We start from the raw sequence: 18,638 nt of genomic DNA, 5'->3' as shown, positions 1-18,638 counted from the left end.
GCCTTGGCGATTAGTGGAAGTCGCGCGAACTCGTCGACAGCGGCCCGAGCAGCTCGCCGATGTTCGCAAGCCGCCTGGCGATGACGTGCTGCACGCCGTCCTGCGATTCGAGGTGGCCGTGGATCAGCATCAGCTTCGATTCCAACAATGCTCGCCGGAATCGCTCGGCAACGTGCCGCCAGACCACCGCATTGACCAGCCCGTCCTCGTCCTCCAGCGTCAGGAAGGTCACGCCGCTGGCGGTCTCGGGCCGCTGGCGCAGGGTGACCAGGCCGGCGAAGGCGACCACGCGCCCGTTGGCCATGCGCCTGAGGTCACGCGAGCGCACGTAGCGGCGCTGGGTGAGCGCAGGCCGCAGCAGCGAGAGTGGATGGCGGCCCAGCGTGAGGCCGAGCATGTCGTAGTCGGTGCGCACGTCCTCCTCGACGCTGGGTAGCGGCAGCGCGACCGGCGCCTCCGGAGTGGCGGCCTCGAACAGCGGCCGCTGCACCTCCACGCCCGCCACCGCCCAGCGCGCCTTGTGGCGATGGCCGAGCAGGCTCTTGAGGGCGCCGGCATCGGCGAGCAGCCCGCGCTCGCGCATGTCGAGCGAGGCGCGGGTGCACAGGTCGGTCGCGTCGGTGAACGCGCGCAGGCGGCGCGCCTCGCCGATGCGTTGCGCGGCGCCCTGGTTGAAACCATCGACCAGCCGCAGGCCCAGCCGCAGCGCGGGCTGGCGCGACAGGTCGTCGGGCGCGGTGTGGAACTCGAGCGTGCAGTCCCAGTCGCTGTAGCGGATGTCGACAGGCCGCACTTCGATGCCATGGCGACGCACGTCCTGCACGATCTGGCTCGGCGAATAGAAACCCATCGGCTGCGAGTTGAGCAGCGCGGCGGCGAAGGCGGCGGGCTCGTGGCATTTGAGCCAGGCGCTCTGCCAGCACAGGATCGCGAAGCTGGCGGCATGCGATTCGGGGAAGCCGTAGCTGCCGAAGCCGAGGATCTGGTTGAAGATGTCCTCGGCGAACTGCGGCGGATAACCGTTGCGCAACAGGCCCGCGGTGAGCTTCTCGCGATGCGATTCGATGCTGCCGTTGCGCTTCCACGCGGCCATCGAGCGCCGCAGCTGGTCGGCTTCCTCGGGTCGATAGCCCGCTGCGGTGATGGCGATCTGCATCACCTGTTCCTGGAACAGCGGCACGCCGAGCGTGCGTTCGAGGATCGGCCGCAGCTCGTCCTTCGTATAGGTGACGGCCTCCTGTCCCATGCGGCGCTTGAGGTAGGGCTGCACCATGTTTCCCTGGATCGGCCCCGGCCGAACGATCGCGATCTGGATCACCAGGTCGTAGAACGTGGCGGGCTTCATGCGCGGCGCCATGCCCATCTGCGCACGCGATTCGATCTGGAACACACCGATGGTGTCGGCCGCGCGGACCATCTCGAACACGCGGCGGCCGGCCTCGGTGTGGTGGTCGTCGAGCATGATGGCCGCGGGCGTCACGCGGCGGCGGCCGACGGCGTCGAGCAGCTCGACCGTCTTGCGGATGCAGGTCAGCATGCCCAGCGCGAGGCAGTCGACCTTGAGCATCTTCATGGTTTCGATGTCGTCCTTGTCCCACTGCACGACGGTGCGGTCGTCCATCGCCGCGTTCTCCACCGGCACCAGCGTGGAGAGCGGGCGCTCCGAGATCAGGAAGCCGCCGGGATGCTGCGAGAGATGGCGCGGAAAGCCGATCAGCTGCGTGGTCAGGCGGATCAGCCGGCGCATCAGCGGCGCATCGGGATCGAAGCCGCGCTCGCGCAGGTAATCGGGCATCGGGCCTTCCGCGCTCCAGCGGTCGAGCGTGCGCGCCAGCTCGCCGATCTGGTCCTCGGGCAGGCCCAGCGCGCGGCCGACGTCGCGCACCGCACTGCGCCCGCGATAGCGGATCACCACCGCGGCCAGCGCGGCACGCTCGCGGCCGTAGCGCTTGAACACGTACTGCAGGACTTCCTCGCGGCGCTCGTGCTCGAAGTCGACATCGATGTCCGGCGGCTCGTTGCGCCGGTCGCGCGAGATGAAGCGCTCGAACAGCAGGTTCGAATGGCCGGGCCGCAGCTCGGTAATGCCCAGCGCGTAGCAGACGGCGGAATTGGCCGCCGAGCCGCGCCCCTGGCAGAGGATGCCGCGGCCGCGCGCGAAGCGGACCACGTCGTGCACGGTGAGGAAGAACTTCTCGAACTCGAGTTCTTCGATCAGCGCGAGCTCCTTGTCGAGCAGCGCCTTCGTTTCGCGCCGCTCGTCGTGGTCCGGCGGCGCATCCTGCCAGCGCGACTCGATGCCCTCGTCGACCAGCACGCGCAGCCAGCTGGTGGCGGTATGACCGTCGGGCACCACTTCGTGCGGATAGTCGTAGACGAGGTCGCGGGCGAGGTCGAAGCGGCAGCGCGCGGCGATGCGGCGCGTTTCCTCCATCAGCTCCGGCGGATACAGCGACGCCAGTGCATCGCGGCTGCGCAGGTGGCGCTCGCCGTTCGGGAACAGCGCATAGCCGGCCTCGCGCAGCGACACGCCGAGGCGGATCGCGGTCATCACGTTCTGCAGCGTGCGACGCCCGCGCTGGTGCATGTGCACGTCGCCGCTGGCGACGCAGCGCAGGCCCAGCGTGTCGCCCAGCGCACGCAGTTGCCGCAGCCGCGCCGCATCGTCGGCGCCGCAGTGCAGCTCGACGGCGATCCAGCAGCGCGACGGGAATCGTTCGGCGAGCCAGCGCGCCTGTGAGGCGTCGGGTTCGTCACCGGGCAGCCAGAGCGCGAGCAGCCCGTCGAGCGGGCGTTCGAAGTCGCTGGCCAGCAGGCGGTAACGCCCCTTGGGCGCGCGACGCCGCGCATCGGTGATCAGGCCCGACAGCGCCGCGTAGCCGGCCGCGTTCTCCACCAGCAGCACGCAGCGCGGGCCGCTTTCGATGGCCATCTCGCTGCCGACGATCAGCGGCACGCCGGTCTTCTGCGAGGCCTCCAGCGCACGCACGATGCCGGCGAGCGTGCATTCGTCGGTGATCGCCAGCGCCGCATAGCCTTCGCGCCGCGCGCGCAGGAACAGCTCGAGCGCGGTCGACGCGCCGCGCTGGAAGCTGAAATCCGACAGGCAATGCAGCTCGGCATAGCCCGGCAGCGGTTCGGCAACGGCGTTCGTCATGGCTCAACCGAACAGTCCGTGCACGCAGACCGGCCCGTCGCCGGCGAGGTCGCCGGCCTCGCGGAACAGCCAGATGCGTCGCCCATCCACCGTTTCGGCGACGTAGTAGTCGCGGCGAACGTCGCCGTCGTCCCACCAGCCCGACTCGATGCGCTCGGGCCCGGCGACCAGGCGCTCGATGCGCTCGCGGCAGGCCGTGGGCGTGGGCAGCAGCCAGCCGGGCCGCGGTACTGCGCGGATGCGCGGGTCGACGGGCGGGCCGTCGAGCAGGATGCATTCGGGCCGATGGTCGGCGCGCCAGACCACCGGCCGCACCGCCGCATCGCCGAGCCGCGCGCGCAGCCGCTCGCGCAGTTGCAGCCAGGGCAATTGCGGACGCGCCTGCGATGCGAAGAGATCGCCCGCATCGGGCACGAAGCGCGGCAGGTCGTCGGCACGCAGGCGCATGCCGCGCACCGGCGCCGGCACCTGCGCACGCTCGATGCGCGTACGCGCGAGGTCGAACAGCGCCCCGGCCTCGCGCTCGGGCGCGAGCAGGCCGACGACCACGTCGCTGTCGCCGCCGCGCTCGTGCTCCAGTCGGATCACGAAGCGCTGCACGCCACCGTCGCGGCTGCGCAGGAAGGCCGCGAGGTCGGCGGTGAGACGGCGCAGCGGGAACAGCAACGCCTGGCTCGATTCGACTTCGTGGTCGAACTCGATGCGCGCCTCGAACACGTCCGGCGGCCGGTAGGCGATCAGGGGCTCGGGCCGCAGCCCGTAGGCGCGGTCCAGATGGTCGAGCACCGTCGATGCGAAGCGCCGCCCGATCGACGCGCGCGGCAGGCGTCGCAGTTCGCCGAGCCTTCGCAAGCCCATGCGCGCGAGCGCCTTGCGCACCTCCCCGGCGAGCCCGCTGCGCGCCACCGGCAGGGCATCGAGCGCGGCCGGCAGCGTCTGCGCATCGACCGCCAGGCTCGCGTGCACGTTCGCCAGCAGTCGCGCGGCCCACGGGTTCGGCGCGGCCACCAGCCGATGGCGCAGGTGCATGTCCTGCAGTTCGGCCGACAACCGCGGCGCCAGTTGCGCCCACCCACCGAACAGGCGCCGGCTGCGGCCGATCTCCAGCAGCACCGCATGCGGCAGGTCGAGGCTGACCTGCGAGCTGTAGCCATAGGCCCAGGCGGCCACGAGGCGACGGCAGCGCTCGGCGGCGTCGGGGTCATGGTCGGCGCTGCGAAAGCGCACGCCCAGCGCCTGCGCGGCCGCCATCGTCAGGCCCGGCCGCAGGCCCGCCTCGCGGGCCGCCGCGTTCACCGCGTGCAGCACACGCCGCTGCCGCGGCCCGCTCACCAGCGCGACCGGCTCGAGCGGGTCGTCGAGGCGGCGCAGCACGTCGTCGAGCGCGAGCTGCGGCAGGAAGACGCAGAGCCAGTGCATCTCAGGCCTCCCGCGGGAAGGCGAGCGGCCACGGTGGCGGATTCGCGCCGCGGCACTTGAGCACGCGCAACTGCCGCACCGGGCTGGCTTCCAGCGCGATGCGCAGCGGCGCCGGCGACGGGTTCAGCGCCGCGCGCGCGGGCCGGAACGCGAAGCCGAGGCAGCGCCCGGCCTCAGCCGCCACCTGCAGGCGGCGCAGCGGGCGGTCGTCGTCGGTCGACGGCCAGCACAGCACGGCGCCGCAGCTGCCCGAGCGCATGCACTGCTCGGCCGCCCACAGCGCATCGCGCGGGTCGGCGTGGACGACGTGCAGCGCGTCCAGCCGCACGCCCGCCGCATGCCAGGCCGGCGGATACGGCACGTAGGGCGGCGCGACGAGCACCACCGGCGCGTTCGTCGACGCCAGCCTCGCCAGCGCCGGCCAGACCAGTTCGAGCTCGCCCAGCCCCGCGTCGGGCAGCAGGATCTCGTTGAGCCCCTGCGCGATCCAGCCCTGCCCCGGCAGTGCCGCGTCGAGCCGCGCATGGCCGGTGGACACGCCGTCGCGGACGGGCGCCGGCGAACGTCCGCGCCAGACCGGGCGTTCGCGCATCAGCGTATCGAGCGCATGCACCTCGCCCATCAGCCCCGCCTCCGGCAGGACCCAAGGGTCGGATGTACGGCTGAAACGTTCATGCTGTTAGTAATATTACTAACAGATGTGAAGGCGGTGCCAGCCGCTTGTCCGGTCCGCATGCAGTCGCTCTATGCACTGCGACGCGGAACGCAATCGAATCTGCGGCAGCGCATGCTCATCGGCTGAGACGGCGCCGCGCGAACATCCGCCACAAACGAAAACGCCGGCACGAGGCCGGCGTTTTCGCTGCGATGCGGTCGGACCTCAGTGCTTGAGGTTCTTGCGCAGGCGCTCGAGCGCGGAGAGCTGCGCGATCGACATCGCGAGCTGGGTCTGCGCTTCCTCGAGACTCATCTTCGGATCCTTGTTGGCCAGCACGCGCTCGGCTTCTTCCTTCGCCGCGCGCACCGCCGCCTCGTCGATGTCCTCGGCACGGATCGCGGTGTCGGCCAGCACGGTCACCACGCTCGGCTGCACCTCGAGGATGCCGCCGGAGATCGCGAAGTCCAGCTGCTGGCCGCCCGGCACGGTCACCACGACCTTGCCCGGCTTCAGGCGCGTGATCAGCGGCGCGTGCTTCGGCGCGATGCCCAGCTCGCCGAGTTCGCCGGTCGCGACGACCAGCTCGGCGTCGCCGCTGTAGATCTCCTGCTCGGCGCTGACGATGTCGCAACGGATGGTGGATGCCATGTCTTTCTCGCTTGGTTCGGAGGGCGTCGGCGCCGACTCACGTCGGCGCCGTGCAGATCAGACGGCTCAGCCGCCGATCTTCTTGGCCTTCTCGAAGGCTTCCTCGATGCCGCCGACCATGTAGAACGCCTGCTCCGGCAGGTGGTCGCACTCGCCGTCGACGATCATCTTGAAGCCGCGGATCGTGTCCTTCAGCGAGACGTACTTGCCCGGCGAGCCGGTGAAGACTTCCGCCACGTGGAACGGCTGCGAGAAGAAGCGCTCGATCTTGCGGGCGCGCGACACGGCCTGCTTGTCCTCTTCCGACAGCTCGTCCATGCCCAGGATCGCGATGATGTCCTTCAGCTCCTTGTACTTCTGGAGCGTGGACTGCACGCGACGCGCGACGTCGTAGTGCTCGGTGCCGATGACGTTGGGGTCGAGCTGGCGCGAGGTCGAGTCGAGCGGGTCGACGGCCGGGTAGATGCCCAGCGAGGCGATGTTTCGCGACAGCACGACGGTGGCGTCGAGGTGGGCGAAGGTGGTCGCCGGCGACGGGTCGGTCAGGTCGTCCGCGGGCACGTACACGGCCTGGATCGAGGTGATCGAACCGGTCTTGGTCGAGGTGATGCGCTCCTGCAGGACGCCCATTTCCTCGGCCAGCGTCGGCTGGTAACCCACGGCCGACGGCATGCGGCCCAGCAGTGCCGACACTTCGGTACCGGCCAGCGTGTAGCGGTAGATGTTGTCGACGAACAGCAGCACGTCGCGACCCTTGCCCGTCGCCGGGTCCTTGTCGTCGCGGAAGTACTCGGCCATGGTCAGGCCGGTGAGCGCGACGCGCAGGCGGTTGCCCGGCGGCTCGTTCATCTGGCCGTAGACCATCGCGACCTTGTCCAGGACGTTGGAGTCCTTCATCTCGTGGTAGAAGTCGTTGCCCTCGCGGGTACGCTCGCCCACGCCGGCGAACACGGACAGACCCGAGTGCGCCTTCGCGATGTTGTTGATGAGCTCCATCATGTTGACGGTCTTGCCGACGCCGGCGCCGCCGAACAGGCCGACCTTGCCGCCCTTGGCGAACGGACACATCAGGTCGATGACCTTGATGCCGGTTTCGAGCAGGTCGGTCGCCGAGGACTGGTCCTCGTACGACGGCGCGCCGCGATGGATTTCCCAGTGATCGGTCGCCTCGACCGGGCCGGCCTCGTCGATCGGGCGGCCGAGCACGTCCATGATGCGGCCCAGCGTGCCCGTGCCGACCGGCACCGCGATGGCGCGGCCGGTGTTGTTGGCGACGAGGCCGCGCTTCAGGCCGTCCGTCGAGCCGAGCGCGATCGCGCGCACGACGCCGTCGCCCAGCTGCTGCTGGACTTCCAGCGTGATCGCCGTACCGTCGACCTTCAGCGCGTCGTACACGCGCGGCACCGCATCACGCGGGAACTCGACGTCGACGACCGCGCCGATGATCTGGACGATGGTGCCCGTGGTGCTGGGAGTGACCTGAGCGTTCATGGGTTGTTTCCTTGGTAAACCGATTCGTTGGAATGCGAGCGCGGGCGACGCGCTCAGCCGGTGGCGTCGATCAGACCGCCGCGGCGCCGCCGACGATCTCCGAGATTTCCTGGGTGATCGCGGCCTGGCGGGCCTTGTTGTAGATGAGGTTGAGCGTGCCGATCAGCTTGGTCGCGTTATCGGACGCCGCCTTCATCGCCACCATGCGCGCGGCATGCTCGGACGCGATGTTCTCGAGGACGGCCTGGTAGACCAGCGACTCGATGTAGCGCGTCATCACGTGCTCGAGCACCGTCGGCGCGTCCGGCTCGTAGATGTAGTCCCAGTCGTGCGACGCGACCTTCGTGCTCGACGCCGGCAGCGGCAGCAGCTGGTCGAACGTGGCCAGCTGGCTCATCGTGTTGATGAAGCGGTTGTAGCCGACGAACACGCGGTCGACCTGGCCGGCCTCGTACGCGTCCAGCACGACCTTGATCACGCCGATCAGCTGCTCGAGCTTCGGCACGTCGCCCAGATGCGTGACCGACGCGATCATGTTGACCTTCAGGCGGCGGAAGAACACCGACGCCTTCTGGCCGATCGTGACGACGTCGACCTCGACGCCCTGCTCCTGCCAGCGGCGGAACTCGCCCACCAGCTTGCGGAACATGTTGTTGTTGAGGCCGCCGGCGAGGCCGCGATCGCTCGACACGATCACGTAGGCCACGCGCTTCACGTCGGTCCGCTCGACCATGTACGGATGGCGGTAGTCGGCGCTCGCCTGCGCGAGGTGGCCGATCACCTGCTTCATCACCCGCGCATAGGGGCGCGAGGTCTTCATGCGGTCCTGCGCCTTGCGGATCTTCGAGGCGGAGACCATTTCAAGCGCGCGCGTCACCTTGCGGGTGTTCTGCACGCTCTTGATCTTCGATTTGATTTCGCGTCCGCCTGCCATCTCTCGCTCGCTTCTCGTGCTGCTACCGGGGTCGGCGGGCGTGGATCACCACGCCCGCGCGGCGGCTGGAATTACCAGCTGCCCGTCTGCTTGAACTCGGCGATCACCTGCTTGAAGGTGTTCTCGATCGAGTCGTCCCACGCGCCGGACTGGTTGATGCGCGACGCCAGCTCGCCCTGCGTGTTGACGAAGTGCGAGTGCAGGCCGGCCTCGAAGGCGCCGATCTTGTTGACCGGCACGTTGTCGAGATAACCCTCGTTGACGGCGTAGATCGACAGCGCCTGCAGCGAGATCGGCAGCGGGCTGTACTGCTTCTGCTTCATCAGCTCGGTGACGCGCTGGCCGCGCTCGAGCTGCTTGCGGGTCGCTTCGTCGAGGTCCGACGCGAACTGCGCGAACGCCGCCAGCTCGCGGTACTGCGCCAGCGAGATGCGGATGCCGCCCGACAGCTTCTTGATGATCTTGGTCTGCGCCGCGCCACCGACGCGCGACACCGAGATGCCGGCGTTCACGGCCGGGCGGATGCCCGCGTTGAACAGGTCGGTCTCGAGGAAGATCTGGCCGTCGGTGATCGAGATGACGTTCGTCGGGACGAACGCGGACACGTCGCCCGCCTGCGTCTCGATGATCGGCAGCGCGGTCAGCGAACCCGTCTTGCCCTTCACCTCGCCGTTGGTGAACTTCTCGACGTACTCCTCGGACACGCGCGAGGCGCGCTCGAGCAGGCGCGAGTGCAGGTAGAACACGTCGCCCGGATAGGCTTCGCGACCCGGCGGGCGGCGCAGCAGCAGCGAGATCTGGCGGTAGGCGACGGCGTGCTTGGACAGGTCGTCGTAGATGATCAGCGCGTCTTCGCCGCGGTCGAGGAAGTACTCGCCCATGGCGCAGCCGGCGTACGGCGCGATGTACTGCATCGCGGCCGATTCCGACGCCGTGGCGGCGACGACGATCGTGTGCGCGAGCGCGCCCTGCTCTTCCAGGCGGCGCACGACGTTGGCGACGGTCGAGTTCTTCTGGCCGATCGCGACGTAGATGCACTTAATGCCGGTGCCCTTCTGCGCGATGATCGCGTCGACGGCCATCGCGGTCTTGCCGGTCTGGCGGTCGCCGATGATCAGCTCGCGCTGGCCGCGGCCGATCGGGATCATGGCGTCGACCGACTTGTAGCCCGTCTGCACCGGCTGGTCGACCGACTTGCGCCAGATCACGCCCGGCGCGACGCGCTCGACCGGCGCCGACAGCGTGGCGCCCAGCGGGCCCTTGCCGTCGATCGGCTCGCCCAGCGCATTGACGACGCGGCCGAGCAGCTGCTCGCCGATCGGCACCTGCAGGATGCGGCCGGTGGTCTTGGCCACCGCGCCCTCGCGCAGGTGCTCGTAGTCGCCGAGGACCACGGCGCCGACCGAGTCGCGCTCCAGGTTCAGCGCGAGCGCGTAGGTGTTGCCCGGCAGCTCGATCATTTCGCCCTGCATCACGTCGGCCAGGCCGAAGATGCGGACGATGCCGTCGGAGACCGACGTGACCGTGCCTTCGTTGCGGGCTTCGGCGGCCAGACCGACCTGCTCGATGCGGGTCTTGATCAGTTCGCTGATTTCGGACGGGTTGAGCGTGTTCTGCATGGGAGTTTCCCTGGTTCCGACGCGGACGCCGGGAGTAGATGAATTCGTGGGCTTACGCCGCGAGCGCCGACTGCAGGCGCTCGAGCTTGCCCTTGACCGAGCCGTCGATGACGACGTCGCCGGCATCGATCACCGCGCCGCCGATCAGCGACGGATCGACCGCCGTTTCCAGCTCGACTTCGCGGCCGAAGCGGCGCTTGAGGCCGTCGCGGATCGCCGCGAGGTCGGCGTCACCGAGCTGCGAGGCGGAGGTCACGCGCGCCTTGACGACTCGCTCGGCCTCGGCGCGCAGTTGCTCGAACAGGCCGGCGATCTCGGGCAGCAGCTCGAGGCGGCGGTTGTCGGCAAGCATCTGCACGAAACGCTGCACGCTGGCTTCCGCGCCGTCGATCGCGAGCAGGCGCGCGGCCTGCTCGGACGTCAGCTGCGGGTGCTTGAGCACCGCCTGTGCCTGCGGATCGCCGGCGACGCGGGCCGCGAACGCCAGCGCGTCCGACCACGCTTTGATACGGCCTTCGTCCCGCGCGGCGTTGAACGCGGCGCGGGCGTAGGGACGGGCAAGGGTCAGGGCCTGGCTCATCGATAGGTCTCAGTCAGAGCTGGGCGGCCAGCTCGTCGAGCAGCGCGCGGTGGGCGTTCGGGTCGATCTCGCGACGCAGCACCTTCTCGGCGCCGGCGACGGCGAGCGTGGCGACCTGCGCACGCAGTTCCTCGCGGGCACGGTTGCTGGCGGCGGCGATCTCGGCCTGCGCCGCATCCTTCTGGCGGTTGGCCGCGGCCACCGCTTCGGAATGCGCCTGCTCGACGATCTGGTTCGCGCGCTGGTGCGCCTGCTCGATGATCTCGTTGGCCTTGACGCGCGCCTCGCGGATCGCCGCATCGGCGTTCGACTGGGCCTGCTCCAGCGCCTTCTGGCTGTTGTCGGCCGCAGCGAGGCCTTCAGCGATCTTGCGCTGACGCTCTTCGATGGCCGCGTTGAGCGGCGGCCAGATGAACTTCATGGTGACCCAGATCAGCACCGCGAAGGTGAGCATCTGGCCAAAGAAGGTCATGTTGATATTCATGACAGCTCCGGTGATCGCAGGTCGGGCGCGGGCGCCCGGTCAGCCGCCCGCATGCGCGGGCGGCCTTGAAGCGGACTGCTGGGCGATCAGGCGCCGGCGGCGGTCTGCAGCGCGCCGAGCAGCGGGTTGCCGAACGCGAACAGCAGGCCGACGGCGAGCGCGATGATGAACGCCGCGTCGATCAGGCCGGCGAGCAGGAACATACGGCCCTGCAGCATCGGAACCAGCTCCGGCTGACGGGCAGCCGACTCGAGGAACTTGGAGCCCATCAGCGCGATGCCGAGGCAGGCGCCGATCGCGCCCAGACCGACCATCATGCCGATCGCGATCGCGGTCAGGCCCTGCACGCTGGCGATGAATTCCATGGTGTTTCTCCTACGGATTTAAGTGAAGTTTGAAGGGTGAAGCGAAAGGGTGGAGCAGTACCGCGACAGCGGAATCCGATCAGTGGCTCTCGTACGCGCCGGCGATGTAGACGACGGTGAGAATCATGAAGATGAAGGCCTGCAGCAGCACGATCAGGATGTGGAAGATCGCCCAGGCCGCATTGAAGATGACGCCCGGCACGAACATCAGCAGGCCGCCGCCCAGCAGGCCGGCGATGAGCATGAAGACCAGCTCGCCGCCGTACATGTTGCCGAACAGTCGCATGGCCAGCGAAACCGGCTTGACCGCGTACTCGATGAGGTTGAGGAGCAGGTTGGCCGGGGCCAGCGCGATCTTCGCCGCGCCATGCGCGTGGAACGGCGCGGTCAGCAGCTCCTTGCCGAAGCCGCCGATGCCCTTCGCCTTCATCGAGTGGTAGAGGATGATGAAGAACACGACGACGGACAGGCCGAACGTGGTGTTGAGGTCGGCGGTCGGGACCCAGCGGAAATAGGTGTGGTGCGCGACTTCGGCGCCGGCGGTGGTCTTGACCACCCAGCCCGGCAGGTCGAGCGGCAGCAGGTCCATCGCGTTCATCAGCACGACCCACATGAAGATCGTGAGCGCGAGCGGCGTGATCGAGCGACGGTCGCCGTGGAAGGTGTCCTTCACCTGGCCATCGATGAACTCGAGGATGAGCTCGACGAAGGCCTGGCCCTTGGACGGCACGCCGGCGGTCGCGCGTCGCGCGAAGAAGCCGAACCACGCGATGAAGAACAGGCCCAGGATGAGCGAGACGGCCCACGTATCGATATGGAAACCGCCACCGCCCAGCTGGATGGTGTTCTGGGTCAGATGGTGCTGGATGTACTCGTTCAGGCCGCCGCCGGAACCGGTCTGCTCGCTCACTGAGAACACCTATCGCTTCAGAAGTTGGGCCGGGACGGCCGCCACTGTCGCCACCAGCACCCCGACCAGCAACGGAAGGGGCGCAAGGCGCCAGACGGCGAGGCCGAGAACCAGAACGATGGCGACCGTGGCCCATTTGGCCGCCATACCCACAAGGAGCCTCGCCATCGCGACGCCTGCGGGCCGGATGCCGCCGCCCAGGGCGATCAGCATCGACACCAGCGCCGCCGCGACGACCGCGCCGCCGCCCACCGCCGCCGCGAGCGCTTCGCGCACGCCGAGCGGGAGGAAGGCCAGCGCGACCAACGCCGTCGCAATGGCCTGCCAGACGATCGCGCGCGACGCCAGCCGGCGGCCTGCGGACAATGGATCGTGCACGCGGGTTTCCGTCGGTCTGGAGGCTGGCGCGAAAGCGCCCTGTGGAGCCCCAAAAGTATAGAACGCGTGAGAAATCCGGGCAACCGACGGAAGCCATGCCTGCGCGAATGGGCTGAACAGGTGATCGAAACCGGCTATCGCGGCAGCCGGAACAATCGATTGGACCTGCGCATTCGCCCGGCCGCAGCATCGGGCGACAGGAGAGGACCCGCCATGCGCAAGACCCTCAGCTTCGCCGTCGTCCATTTCACCGTGGCGTTCAGCCTCGGCTACCTGCTCACCGGCAGTGCAGTGGTCGGTGGCGTGATGGCGCTGGTGGAGCCGGCCTGCAACACGGTCGCCTTCCACTTCCACGAGAAGCTCTGGCGACGCCTGGAGCGCCGTACGTCGCCGGCGGTCGCGGCCTGACGGAACCTTCCCGCCAACGGGCGGTCACAAGCCTCGCCTGCCCCGGCCACGGCTTCTCTCCTCGTCGACGGTGGTGCGCGGCGGACGCAGCCCCGGCCTCCCGGCCGGGGCTTTTTCGTTCCTGCGATTCACGGATGCTCGACCCCGGTGCGGCTTTCATCGCGACCTTCCCCTGATACCGGAGTCACGATGACCCGCCTGCTTCCGCTGTCCCTGCTGGCCCTCGCATTGGCCGGCGTCGCCGCTCCCGCACATGCCATCGATGAAGACCGCTTCGTGCTGCGCGCCAGCGCCTTCAACGGCGACGGCCGCCTGCGCGTGGCCGGCAACACCACCTACCTCGGCAATGCCGAGACGTTCGACGAAACCTTCGACACCGGCCGCGACACCGTGCCCGCGCTCGACGCGCAGTGGCGCCTCGGCGATCGCCATCGCCTGGTCTTCAACTACACGCGCTTCGACGGCGACGAATCGGCCACGCTCGGTGAGTCGATCTCCTACGACGACGTGGTGATCCCCGCGGGCAGCTCCGCGCGCGCCGATGCCGAGATGAGCCTCGGCGGCGTGGCCTACGACTTCGCCGTGGTCGAGGCGCCGACGGTGAGCTGGGGCCTGCAGCTGGGCGTGCAGGAGGCGCGCGTGGAAGGCCGCCTGCGCGCGGTCTCCGGTGCCAATACCTACGACCGCAGCGACGCGGAAAGCGGGCTGCTGCCGCTGGTGGGCACGCGCCTGACGTTCGCCCCGTCCGAGAACTGGCGCGTCAATGCGCAGGTGCAGCACCTCGATGCGGGCTGGCTGGATTCGGACGACATCGACGGCAAGCTGACGCAGGCGCACGCCATCGTCGAATACCGCTTCGGCGGCCGCTTCGGCGTGCACGCGGGCTACAAGTGGATGCGCCTGGACCTGCAGGATCGCGACGGCGACGAAGGCATCAACCGCTTCGAGCAGCGCTTCAACGGCCCGGTGGCGGGCCTTTCGATCGCGTTCTGATCGACGCCGGTTGAACGCAAACGGCGGCGCCCGCGAAGGCGCCGCCGTTTCCTTTTTCGCGCGCCCCCGCGACTACTTCTTCTTCGGGATGTAGAGGTCGGTGATCGTGCCTTCGAAGACCTCCGCCGCCATGCCCACCGATTCGCTGAGCGTCGGATGCGGATGGATGGTCATGCCGATGTCGGCGACCTCGCAGCCCATTTCGATCGCGAGCGCGACCTCGGCGATCAGATCACCTGCATGCACGCCGACGATGCCGCCGCCGATGACGCGATGCGTGACCTCGTCGAAGATGAGCTTGGTGAAACCTTCGGTGCGACCCAGCCCGATCGCGCGACCGCTCGCCGCCCACGGGAACTTGCCGACGCCGACCTTGAGGCCCTTGGCCTTCGCTTCGGCCTCGGTGACGCCGACCCACGCGATCTCCGGATCGGTATAGGCCACCGACGGAATCACCCGCGCGACCCACTCGCGCTTCTCGCCCGCCGCGACTTCCGCCGCGAGCTTGCCCTCGTGCGTCGCCTTGTGCGCGAGCATCGGGTTACCGACGATGTCGCCGATCGCGAAGATGTGCGGCACGTTGGTTCGCATCTGCCGATCGACCGGAATGAATCCGCGATCGCCCACCTGCACGCCCGCGGCCTCGGCGCCGATCTTCGCGCCGTTCGGGCTGCGGCCGACGGCGACCAGCACGCGATCGAACGATGTCGGCTGCGGCGCACCCTCGCCTTCGAACGTCACCTCGATGCCGGCCTTCGACGCCTTCACGCCCGACGCCTTGACGTTGAGGTGCACGGTCACGCCCTGCTTTTTCAGGCGATCGGCGAGCGGCTTGACGAGGTCGGTGTCCGCGCCCGGCATCAGCTGCGCGCCGAGTTCGACCACGGTGACCTGCGCGCCGAGCGCGCGATAGACGGTCGCCATTTCCAGGCCGATGATGCCGCCGCCGACCACGAGCAGGGATTTCGGGATGTCGGCGAGGTCGAGCGCGTCGGTGGAATCCATGACGCGCTTGTCGTCCCACGGGAAGTTCGGCAGCTTCACCGCCTGCGAACCCGCCGCGATGATGCATTGCTCGAAGCGGATCAGCTGCGTGCCGCCCTCGCCCTGCACCTCGACCTCGTTCGGCGACACGAAGCGGCCCGTGCCCTGCACCACGCGCACCTTGCGCTGCTTGGCCATGCCGGCCAGGCCCTTGGTGAGCTGGCCGACGACCTTCTCCTTGTAGGTCCGCAGCGCGTCGAGTTCGATCGCAGGCTGACCGAAGCTGATGCCGTAATCCTTCGCGTGCTGCGCCTCGTCGATGACGGCGGCCGCGTGCAGCAGCGCCTTCGACGGGATGCAGCCGACGTTGAGGCAGACGCCGCCCAGCGACGCATAACGCTCGACCAGCACGGTGTCGAGGCCGAGGTCGGCGGCGCGGAACGCGGCCGTGTAGCCACCCGGGCCGGCACCGAGCACGAGCATGCGGCATTCGACGTCGGCCTTGCGGCCGCTGGATGCGGCAGGCGTCGGGGACGTCGCGGCCGGCGCACTGGCCGTGGACGCCGCGGGGGACGCCTGCTTCGTGTCGCCGTAGCCCTTGGCTTCGCCCTGGCTGGTGGCCGGTGCGGCGGCCTGCGGCGCTGCAGGCGCCGCGCCCTCGCCTTCGGCCTTGAGCACCGCGATCACGCTGCCCTCGGACACCTTGTCGCCGACCTTGACCCTGAGCTCGCGCACGATGCCGGCGGCGGACGACGGCACTTCCATCGTCGCCTTGTCGGATTCGAGCGTCATCAGGCCCTGGTCCTTCTCGACGCGGTCGCCGACGGCGACGAGCAGCTCGATCACCGGCACGTCGTCGTAGCCGCCGATGTCGGGCACCTTCACTTCGATCTGGGCAGCCATCATTCCTCCTGCTGCCGCGGGCCCGGGTCGGCCGGCGGCTGTTCGTGGATGTCGCGCTCGATGTCGCGCTGCGCGTCATTGTCGGCGAGCGCAATGCGTTCGCGGGGTGTGGGCGGCGGCGCATGCGCCGCTTCGTGTTCGGCGGTGGGCACCGCGCGGCCGGCGAGCACGGCGATCGCCTCGTCGCCCTCGTGCCCGAAAAGGCTGCGCACGTGCAGGTCCTGCTGCGGATACGGGATGACGATGCCGTGGCGCTGGAGCGCACTGTGCAGCGCCCAGTTGTAGGCGGCCTTCACCGCGGACGGGCGCCGCGTGGCATCGGCGTTGAGCCAGACGATCAGCTGGAACTCCAGGCGGCTCGGGCCGAATTCGACCAGCCACACCTGCGGCCCGCGCGGGCCGTCGTGCGCGAGCGTGAACGGCACTTCGCAGGCGGCCTCGATCGCCGCGAGCTTCACGATCTCCTTGTCGGTGCCGTAGGCGACGCCGAACGGAATGCGCATGCGGCGCGCACGCTCCAGCAGCGTCCAGTTCACCACGCGCCCACTGACGAACTCCGAGTTCGGCACCAGGATGTTGAGGTTGTCGTTGGTGGAAATGCGCGTGGCGCGGATCTTGATGTCGCGCACCACGCCGTGCACGCCGCTTTCCAGTTCGACGAAGTCGCCGATCTTGATCGATCGGTCGAACAGCAGGATCAGGCCTGAGATGAAGTTGTTGAAGATCGCCTGCAGGCCGAACCCCAGGCCCACGCCAATCGCGCCCGCGAACACCGCGAACTTCGACACCGGAATGCCCGCGACTTCCAGCGCGATGAGAAAGCCGATGACGAGAAGGCCATAGCGCGCGACGCGGCTGATCGCATACAGCGAGGCCGCATCCACGCCTTCGCGCTCGCCGTAGCGCGTGAGCCCGCGCGCCGCGTAGCGCGAGGCGGCGAAGAACAGGGCCAGCAGGATCGTCGCCGTCGCGAGGTTGCCGACGGTGAGCTGCAGCCCGGCGACGCGCACGATCTCGTAATCGAGTACGGGCTGCAGGCCCTGCCAGCCGTCCTGCGCGGCGTCGCGCACGCGCGCGCCGGCCTCGTGCAACTCGCGCGAAGCCTGCGCCTGCGGCATCGTCAGAGCAGCACGCGACGCATGTCGGCCATCAGCTGCGCGAGGTATGCGGTGAAGCGCGCGGCCGAGGCACCGTCGATGACGCGGTGGTCGTAGCTCAGCGACAGCGGCAGGATCAGGCGCGGCTGGAAGGCCTCGCCGTCCCATACCGGCTTCATCGCCGACTTCGACACGCCCAGGATCGCGACTTCCGGCGCGTTGACGATCGGCGTGAACTTGGTGCCGCCGATGCCGCCGAGCGAGCTGATCGAGAAGCAGCCGCCGCTCATCTCGGCCGGGCCGAGCTTGCCGTCGCGCGCCTTCTTCGCGAGCTCCGCGGTTTCCTGCGCGAGCTCCACCACGCCCTTCTTGTCGACGTCGCGGATCACCGGCACCACGAGACCGTTCGGCGTGTCGGCGGCGAAGCCGATGTGGAAGTACTTCTTGAGCACCAGCTTCTCGCCGCTCTCGTCGAGCGAGGCGTTGAAGTCCGGGTGCTTCTTCAGCGCCGCGACCACGGCCTTCATCAGGAAGGCGAGCATCGTCACCTTGGTGCCGCTCTTCTCGTTTTCCTTGTTGAGCGCGATGCGCAGCGCCTCGAGCTCGGTGATGTCGGCATCGTCGTGCTGCGTGACGTGCGGGATCCTCGCCCAGTTGCGCGCGAGGTTCGCGCCGGAGAGCTTCTTGATGCGCGAAAGCTCGCGCGTCTCGATCTCGCCGAACTTGGCGAAGTCGACCTTCGGCCACGGCAGCAGGTTGAGCCCGCCGCCGAGCGACACGCCACCCGACGACGGCGCGGCGGTGGCGCCGGACATCACCTGCTTGACGTGGCCCTGCACGTCTTCCCTGGTGATGCGGCCACCCTTGGCGCTGCCCTTGACGCGCGACAGGTCGACGCCCAGCTCGCGCGCGAACAGGCGCACGGCGGGGCTCGCATACGGCACCGCATCGGGCATCAGCTCGTTCGCGTCGAACGTGACCGGCGGCGTACGCGGCGACTCGTTCTGCGGCGTCGCCGGGGGCGGCGGCGCGGACGTGCTGGCGGCATGCGTGGCGATCTCCCGCTGCGCCAGCCTGTCGGGCTCGCCCGTGGCGACCGGCTCGACGCGATCAGGCGTTTCGGAAGGACGCGGCTGCGCGGGCGAGGTCGCGACCTGCGCGGTATCGGCCCTGGGCTGTGCGCCATCGGACGACGGGCCGGATGCCGACGCGGCATCGCGGGCACCCGCGTCGGCCGGCTCGATCATCGCGACCACCGCGCCCTCGGCGAGCTTGTCGCCGACCTTGACCTTGAGCTCGCGCACCACGCCGGCGAACGGCGCGGGCACTTCCATCGTCGCCTTGTCCGACTCGAGCGTGACGAGGCCCTGGTCAGCCGCCACGGTGTCGCCCACGGACACGAGCAGTTCGATGACGGGCACGCCGTCGTAGTTGCCGATGTCGGGGACGCGCGCTTCCTTCAGCTCAGCCATTCGAGGGACTCCGCGGTGAGGGCTCACCAAAAAGCCATTCTCGCCTGTGCGGGCTAGGACGCCAACCACGCGATGTCGACGTCGCGTGCAGATGCCGCTAGCGAAGCCGATGTCGCGTGCGCGTAGAAGCGACCGTCC

General features: G+C 69.1%; 17 protein-coding genes. 2 read left to right on the top strand and 15 right to left on the bottom strand.

Going from position 1 to position 18,638, the window contains the following annotated elements; all coding sequences use genetic code 11:
* Positions 1 to 10 precede the first annotated feature (10 nt).
* The 12 genes from IE066_RS09070 to IE066_RS09015 form a co-directional block, all read right to left on the bottom strand.
* Complete coding sequence (locus IE066_RS09070) at positions 11 to 3,157, bottom strand: error-prone DNA polymerase (protein WP_189449124.1); 3,147 nt, start codon at positions 3,155 to 3,157, stop codon at positions 11 to 13.
* Positions 3,158 to 3,160: 3 nt separating this feature from the next.
* Entirely contained in the window at positions 3,161 to 4,576 is a 1,416-nt protein-coding gene (locus IE066_RS09065; protein ID WP_189449122.1) for a Y-family DNA polymerase, read from the bottom strand.
* A 1-nt stretch (position 4,577) separates the two neighbouring features.
* Positions 4,578 to 5,198, bottom strand: a complete 621-nt coding sequence (imuA, locus tag IE066_RS09060; protein ID WP_189449120.1) for a translesion DNA synthesis-associated protein ImuA — start codon at positions 5,196 to 5,198, stop codon at positions 4,578 to 4,580.
* A 258-nt stretch (positions 5,199 to 5,456) separates the two neighbouring features.
* On the bottom strand, positions 5,457 to 5,882 hold the full coding sequence (locus IE066_RS09055) for a F0F1 ATP synthase subunit epsilon (protein ID WP_189449118.1): 426 nt from the start codon (positions 5,880 to 5,882) through the stop codon (positions 5,457 to 5,459).
* Between the two features lie 66 nt (positions 5,883 to 5,948).
* Positions 5,949 to 7,373 (bottom strand): F0F1 ATP synthase subunit beta, encoded by a 1,425-nt coding sequence (gene atpD, locus IE066_RS09050; protein WP_189449116.1) that lies wholly within the window; start codon positions 7,371 to 7,373, stop codon positions 5,949 to 5,951.
* Positions 7,374 to 7,443: 70 nt separating this feature from the next.
* Positions 7,444 to 8,307 (bottom strand): F0F1 ATP synthase subunit gamma, encoded by an 864-nt coding sequence (gene atpG, locus IE066_RS09045; protein WP_189449114.1) that lies wholly within the window; start codon positions 8,305 to 8,307, stop codon positions 7,444 to 7,446.
* A 71-nt stretch (positions 8,308 to 8,378) separates the two neighbouring features.
* Positions 8,379 to 9,926 carry a F0F1 ATP synthase subunit alpha gene (gene atpA, locus IE066_RS09040; RefSeq protein ID WP_189449112.1) on the bottom strand — a complete coding sequence of 516 codons (1,548 nt, stop codon included), beginning with the start codon at positions 9,924 to 9,926 and terminating at the stop codon, positions 8,379 to 8,381.
* A gap of 52 nt (positions 9,927 to 9,978) precedes the next feature.
* Positions 9,979 to 10,506, bottom strand: coding sequence for a F0F1 ATP synthase subunit delta (locus tag IE066_RS09035; protein ID WP_189449110.1), 528 nt, complete (start codon positions 10,504 to 10,506; stop codon positions 9,979 to 9,981).
* 13 nt (positions 10,507 to 10,519) lie between these two features.
* Positions 10,520 to 10,990 (bottom strand): F0F1 ATP synthase subunit B, encoded by a 471-nt coding sequence (locus IE066_RS09030; protein ID WP_189449108.1) that lies wholly within the window; start codon positions 10,988 to 10,990, stop codon positions 10,520 to 10,522.
* Positions 10,991 to 11,076: 86 nt separating this feature from the next.
* A complete protein-coding gene (gene atpE / locus IE066_RS09025; protein WP_115841924.1) occupies positions 11,077 to 11,355 on the bottom strand; it encodes a F0F1 ATP synthase subunit C in 279 nt (92 codons plus the stop codon).
* A gap of 79 nt (positions 11,356 to 11,434) precedes the next feature.
* On the bottom strand, positions 11,435 to 12,265 hold the full coding sequence (atpB, locus tag IE066_RS09020; protein ID WP_189449105.1) for a F0F1 ATP synthase subunit A: 831 nt from the start codon (positions 12,263 to 12,265) through the stop codon (positions 11,435 to 11,437).
* A gap of 9 nt (positions 12,266 to 12,274) precedes the next feature.
* Complete coding sequence (locus IE066_RS09015) at positions 12,275 to 12,643, bottom strand: ATP synthase subunit I (RefSeq protein ID WP_189449103.1); 369 nt, start codon at positions 12,641 to 12,643, stop codon at positions 12,275 to 12,277.
* A 213-nt stretch (positions 12,644 to 12,856) separates the two neighbouring features.
* Here IE066_RS09015 and IE066_RS09010 point away from each other — a divergent pair, with 213 nt between their 5' ends.
* Entirely contained in the window at positions 12,857 to 13,051 is a 195-nt protein-coding gene (locus IE066_RS09010) for a DUF2061 domain-containing protein (protein ID WP_189449101.1), read from the top strand.
* A 189-nt stretch (positions 13,052 to 13,240) separates the two neighbouring features.
* Positions 13,241 to 14,044 carry a hypothetical protein gene (locus IE066_RS09005; protein WP_189449099.1) on the top strand — a complete coding sequence of 268 codons (804 nt, stop codon included), beginning with the start codon at positions 13,241 to 13,243 and terminating at the stop codon, positions 14,042 to 14,044.
* A 72-nt stretch (positions 14,045 to 14,116) separates the two neighbouring features.
* On the opposite strand, the gene lpdA is transcribed toward IE066_RS09005, so the two are convergent.
* From lpdA to IE066_RS08990, 3 genes are read right to left on the bottom strand one after another with little or no spacing between them, the layout of a single operon-like run.
* Positions 14,117 to 15,931: a dihydrolipoyl dehydrogenase gene (gene lpdA, locus IE066_RS09000; RefSeq protein ID WP_189449097.1), complete on the bottom strand. Its 1,815-nt coding sequence runs from the start codon at positions 15,929 to 15,931 to the stop codon at positions 14,117 to 14,119.
* Complete coding sequence (locus IE066_RS08995; RefSeq protein WP_189449095.1) at positions 15,931 to 17,049, bottom strand: mechanosensitive ion channel family protein; 1,119 nt, start codon at positions 17,047 to 17,049, stop codon at positions 15,931 to 15,933. The genes lpdA and IE066_RS08995 overlap by 1 nt, the downstream gene beginning before the upstream one ends.
* A 2-nt stretch (positions 17,050 to 17,051) precedes the next feature.
* Entirely contained in the window at positions 17,052 to 18,500 is a 1,449-nt protein-coding gene (locus IE066_RS08990) for a dihydrolipoyllysine-residue acetyltransferase (protein ID WP_189449093.1), read from the bottom strand.
* Between the last annotated feature and the right edge of the window lie 138 nt (positions 18,501 to 18,638).

The organism is Cognatilysobacter xinjiangensis, assembly GCF_014651995.1.
In the GTDB taxonomy this organism is placed as follows: Bacteria; Pseudomonadota; Gammaproteobacteria; order Xanthomonadales; family Xanthomonadaceae; genus Cognatilysobacter; species Cognatilysobacter xinjiangensis.
Note: the sequence above shows the minus strand (reverse complement) of the source record. Positions and strands in the feature narration are given on the sequence as shown.

Excerpts from the sequence above, each read along its gene's own strand:
- IE066_RS09070 (WP_189449124.1), bottom strand. The coding sequence starts at position 3,157 with ATGACGAACGCCGTTGCCGAACCGCTGCCGGGCTATGCCGAGCTGCAT.
- lpdA (WP_189449097.1), bottom strand. The coding sequence starts at position 15,931 with ATGGCTGCCCAGATCGAAGTGAAGGTGCCCGACATCGGCGGCTACGAC.
- atpA (WP_189449112.1), bottom strand. The coding sequence starts at position 9,926 with ATGCAGAACACGCTCAACCCGTCCGAAATCAGCGAACTGATCAAGACC.
- atpD (WP_189449116.1), bottom strand. The coding sequence starts at position 7,373 with ATGAACGCTCAGGTCACTCCCAGCACCACGGGCACCATCGTCCAGATC.
- IE066_RS08990 (WP_189449093.1), bottom strand. The coding sequence starts at position 18,500 with ATGGCTGAGCTGAAGGAAGCGCGCGTCCCCGACATCGGCAACTACGAC.
- IE066_RS09010 (WP_189449101.1), top strand. The coding sequence starts at position 12,857 with ATGCGCAAGACCCTCAGCTTCGCCGTCGTCCATTTCACCGTGGCGTTC.
- imuA (WP_189449120.1), bottom strand. The coding sequence starts at position 5,198 with ATGGGCGAGGTGCATGCGCTCGATACGCTGATGCGCGAACGCCCGGTC.
- atpE (WP_115841924.1), bottom strand. The coding sequence starts at position 11,355 with ATGGAATTCATCGCCAGCGTGCAGGGCCTGACCGCGATCGCGATCGGC.
- IE066_RS09035 (WP_189449110.1), bottom strand. The coding sequence starts at position 10,506 with ATGAGCCAGGCCCTGACCCTTGCCCGTCCCTACGCCCGCGCCGCGTTC.
- IE066_RS08995 (WP_189449095.1), bottom strand. The coding sequence starts at position 17,049 with ATGCCGCAGGCGCAGGCTTCGCGCGAGTTGCACGAGGCCGGCGCGCGC.
- IE066_RS09030 (WP_189449108.1), bottom strand. The coding sequence starts at position 10,990 with ATGAATATCAACATGACCTTCTTTGGCCAGATGCTCACCTTCGCGGTG.
- atpG (WP_189449114.1), bottom strand. The coding sequence starts at position 8,307 with ATGGCAGGCGGACGCGAAATCAAATCGAAGATCAAGAGCGTGCAGAAC.
- IE066_RS09065 (WP_189449122.1), bottom strand. The coding sequence starts at position 4,576 with ATGCACTGGCTCTGCGTCTTCCTGCCGCAGCTCGCGCTCGACGACGTG.
- IE066_RS09055 (WP_189449118.1), bottom strand. The coding sequence starts at position 5,882 with ATGGCATCCACCATCCGTTGCGACATCGTCAGCGCCGAGCAGGAGATC.
- IE066_RS09005 (WP_189449099.1), top strand. The coding sequence starts at position 13,241 with ATGACCCGCCTGCTTCCGCTGTCCCTGCTGGCCCTCGCATTGGCCGGC.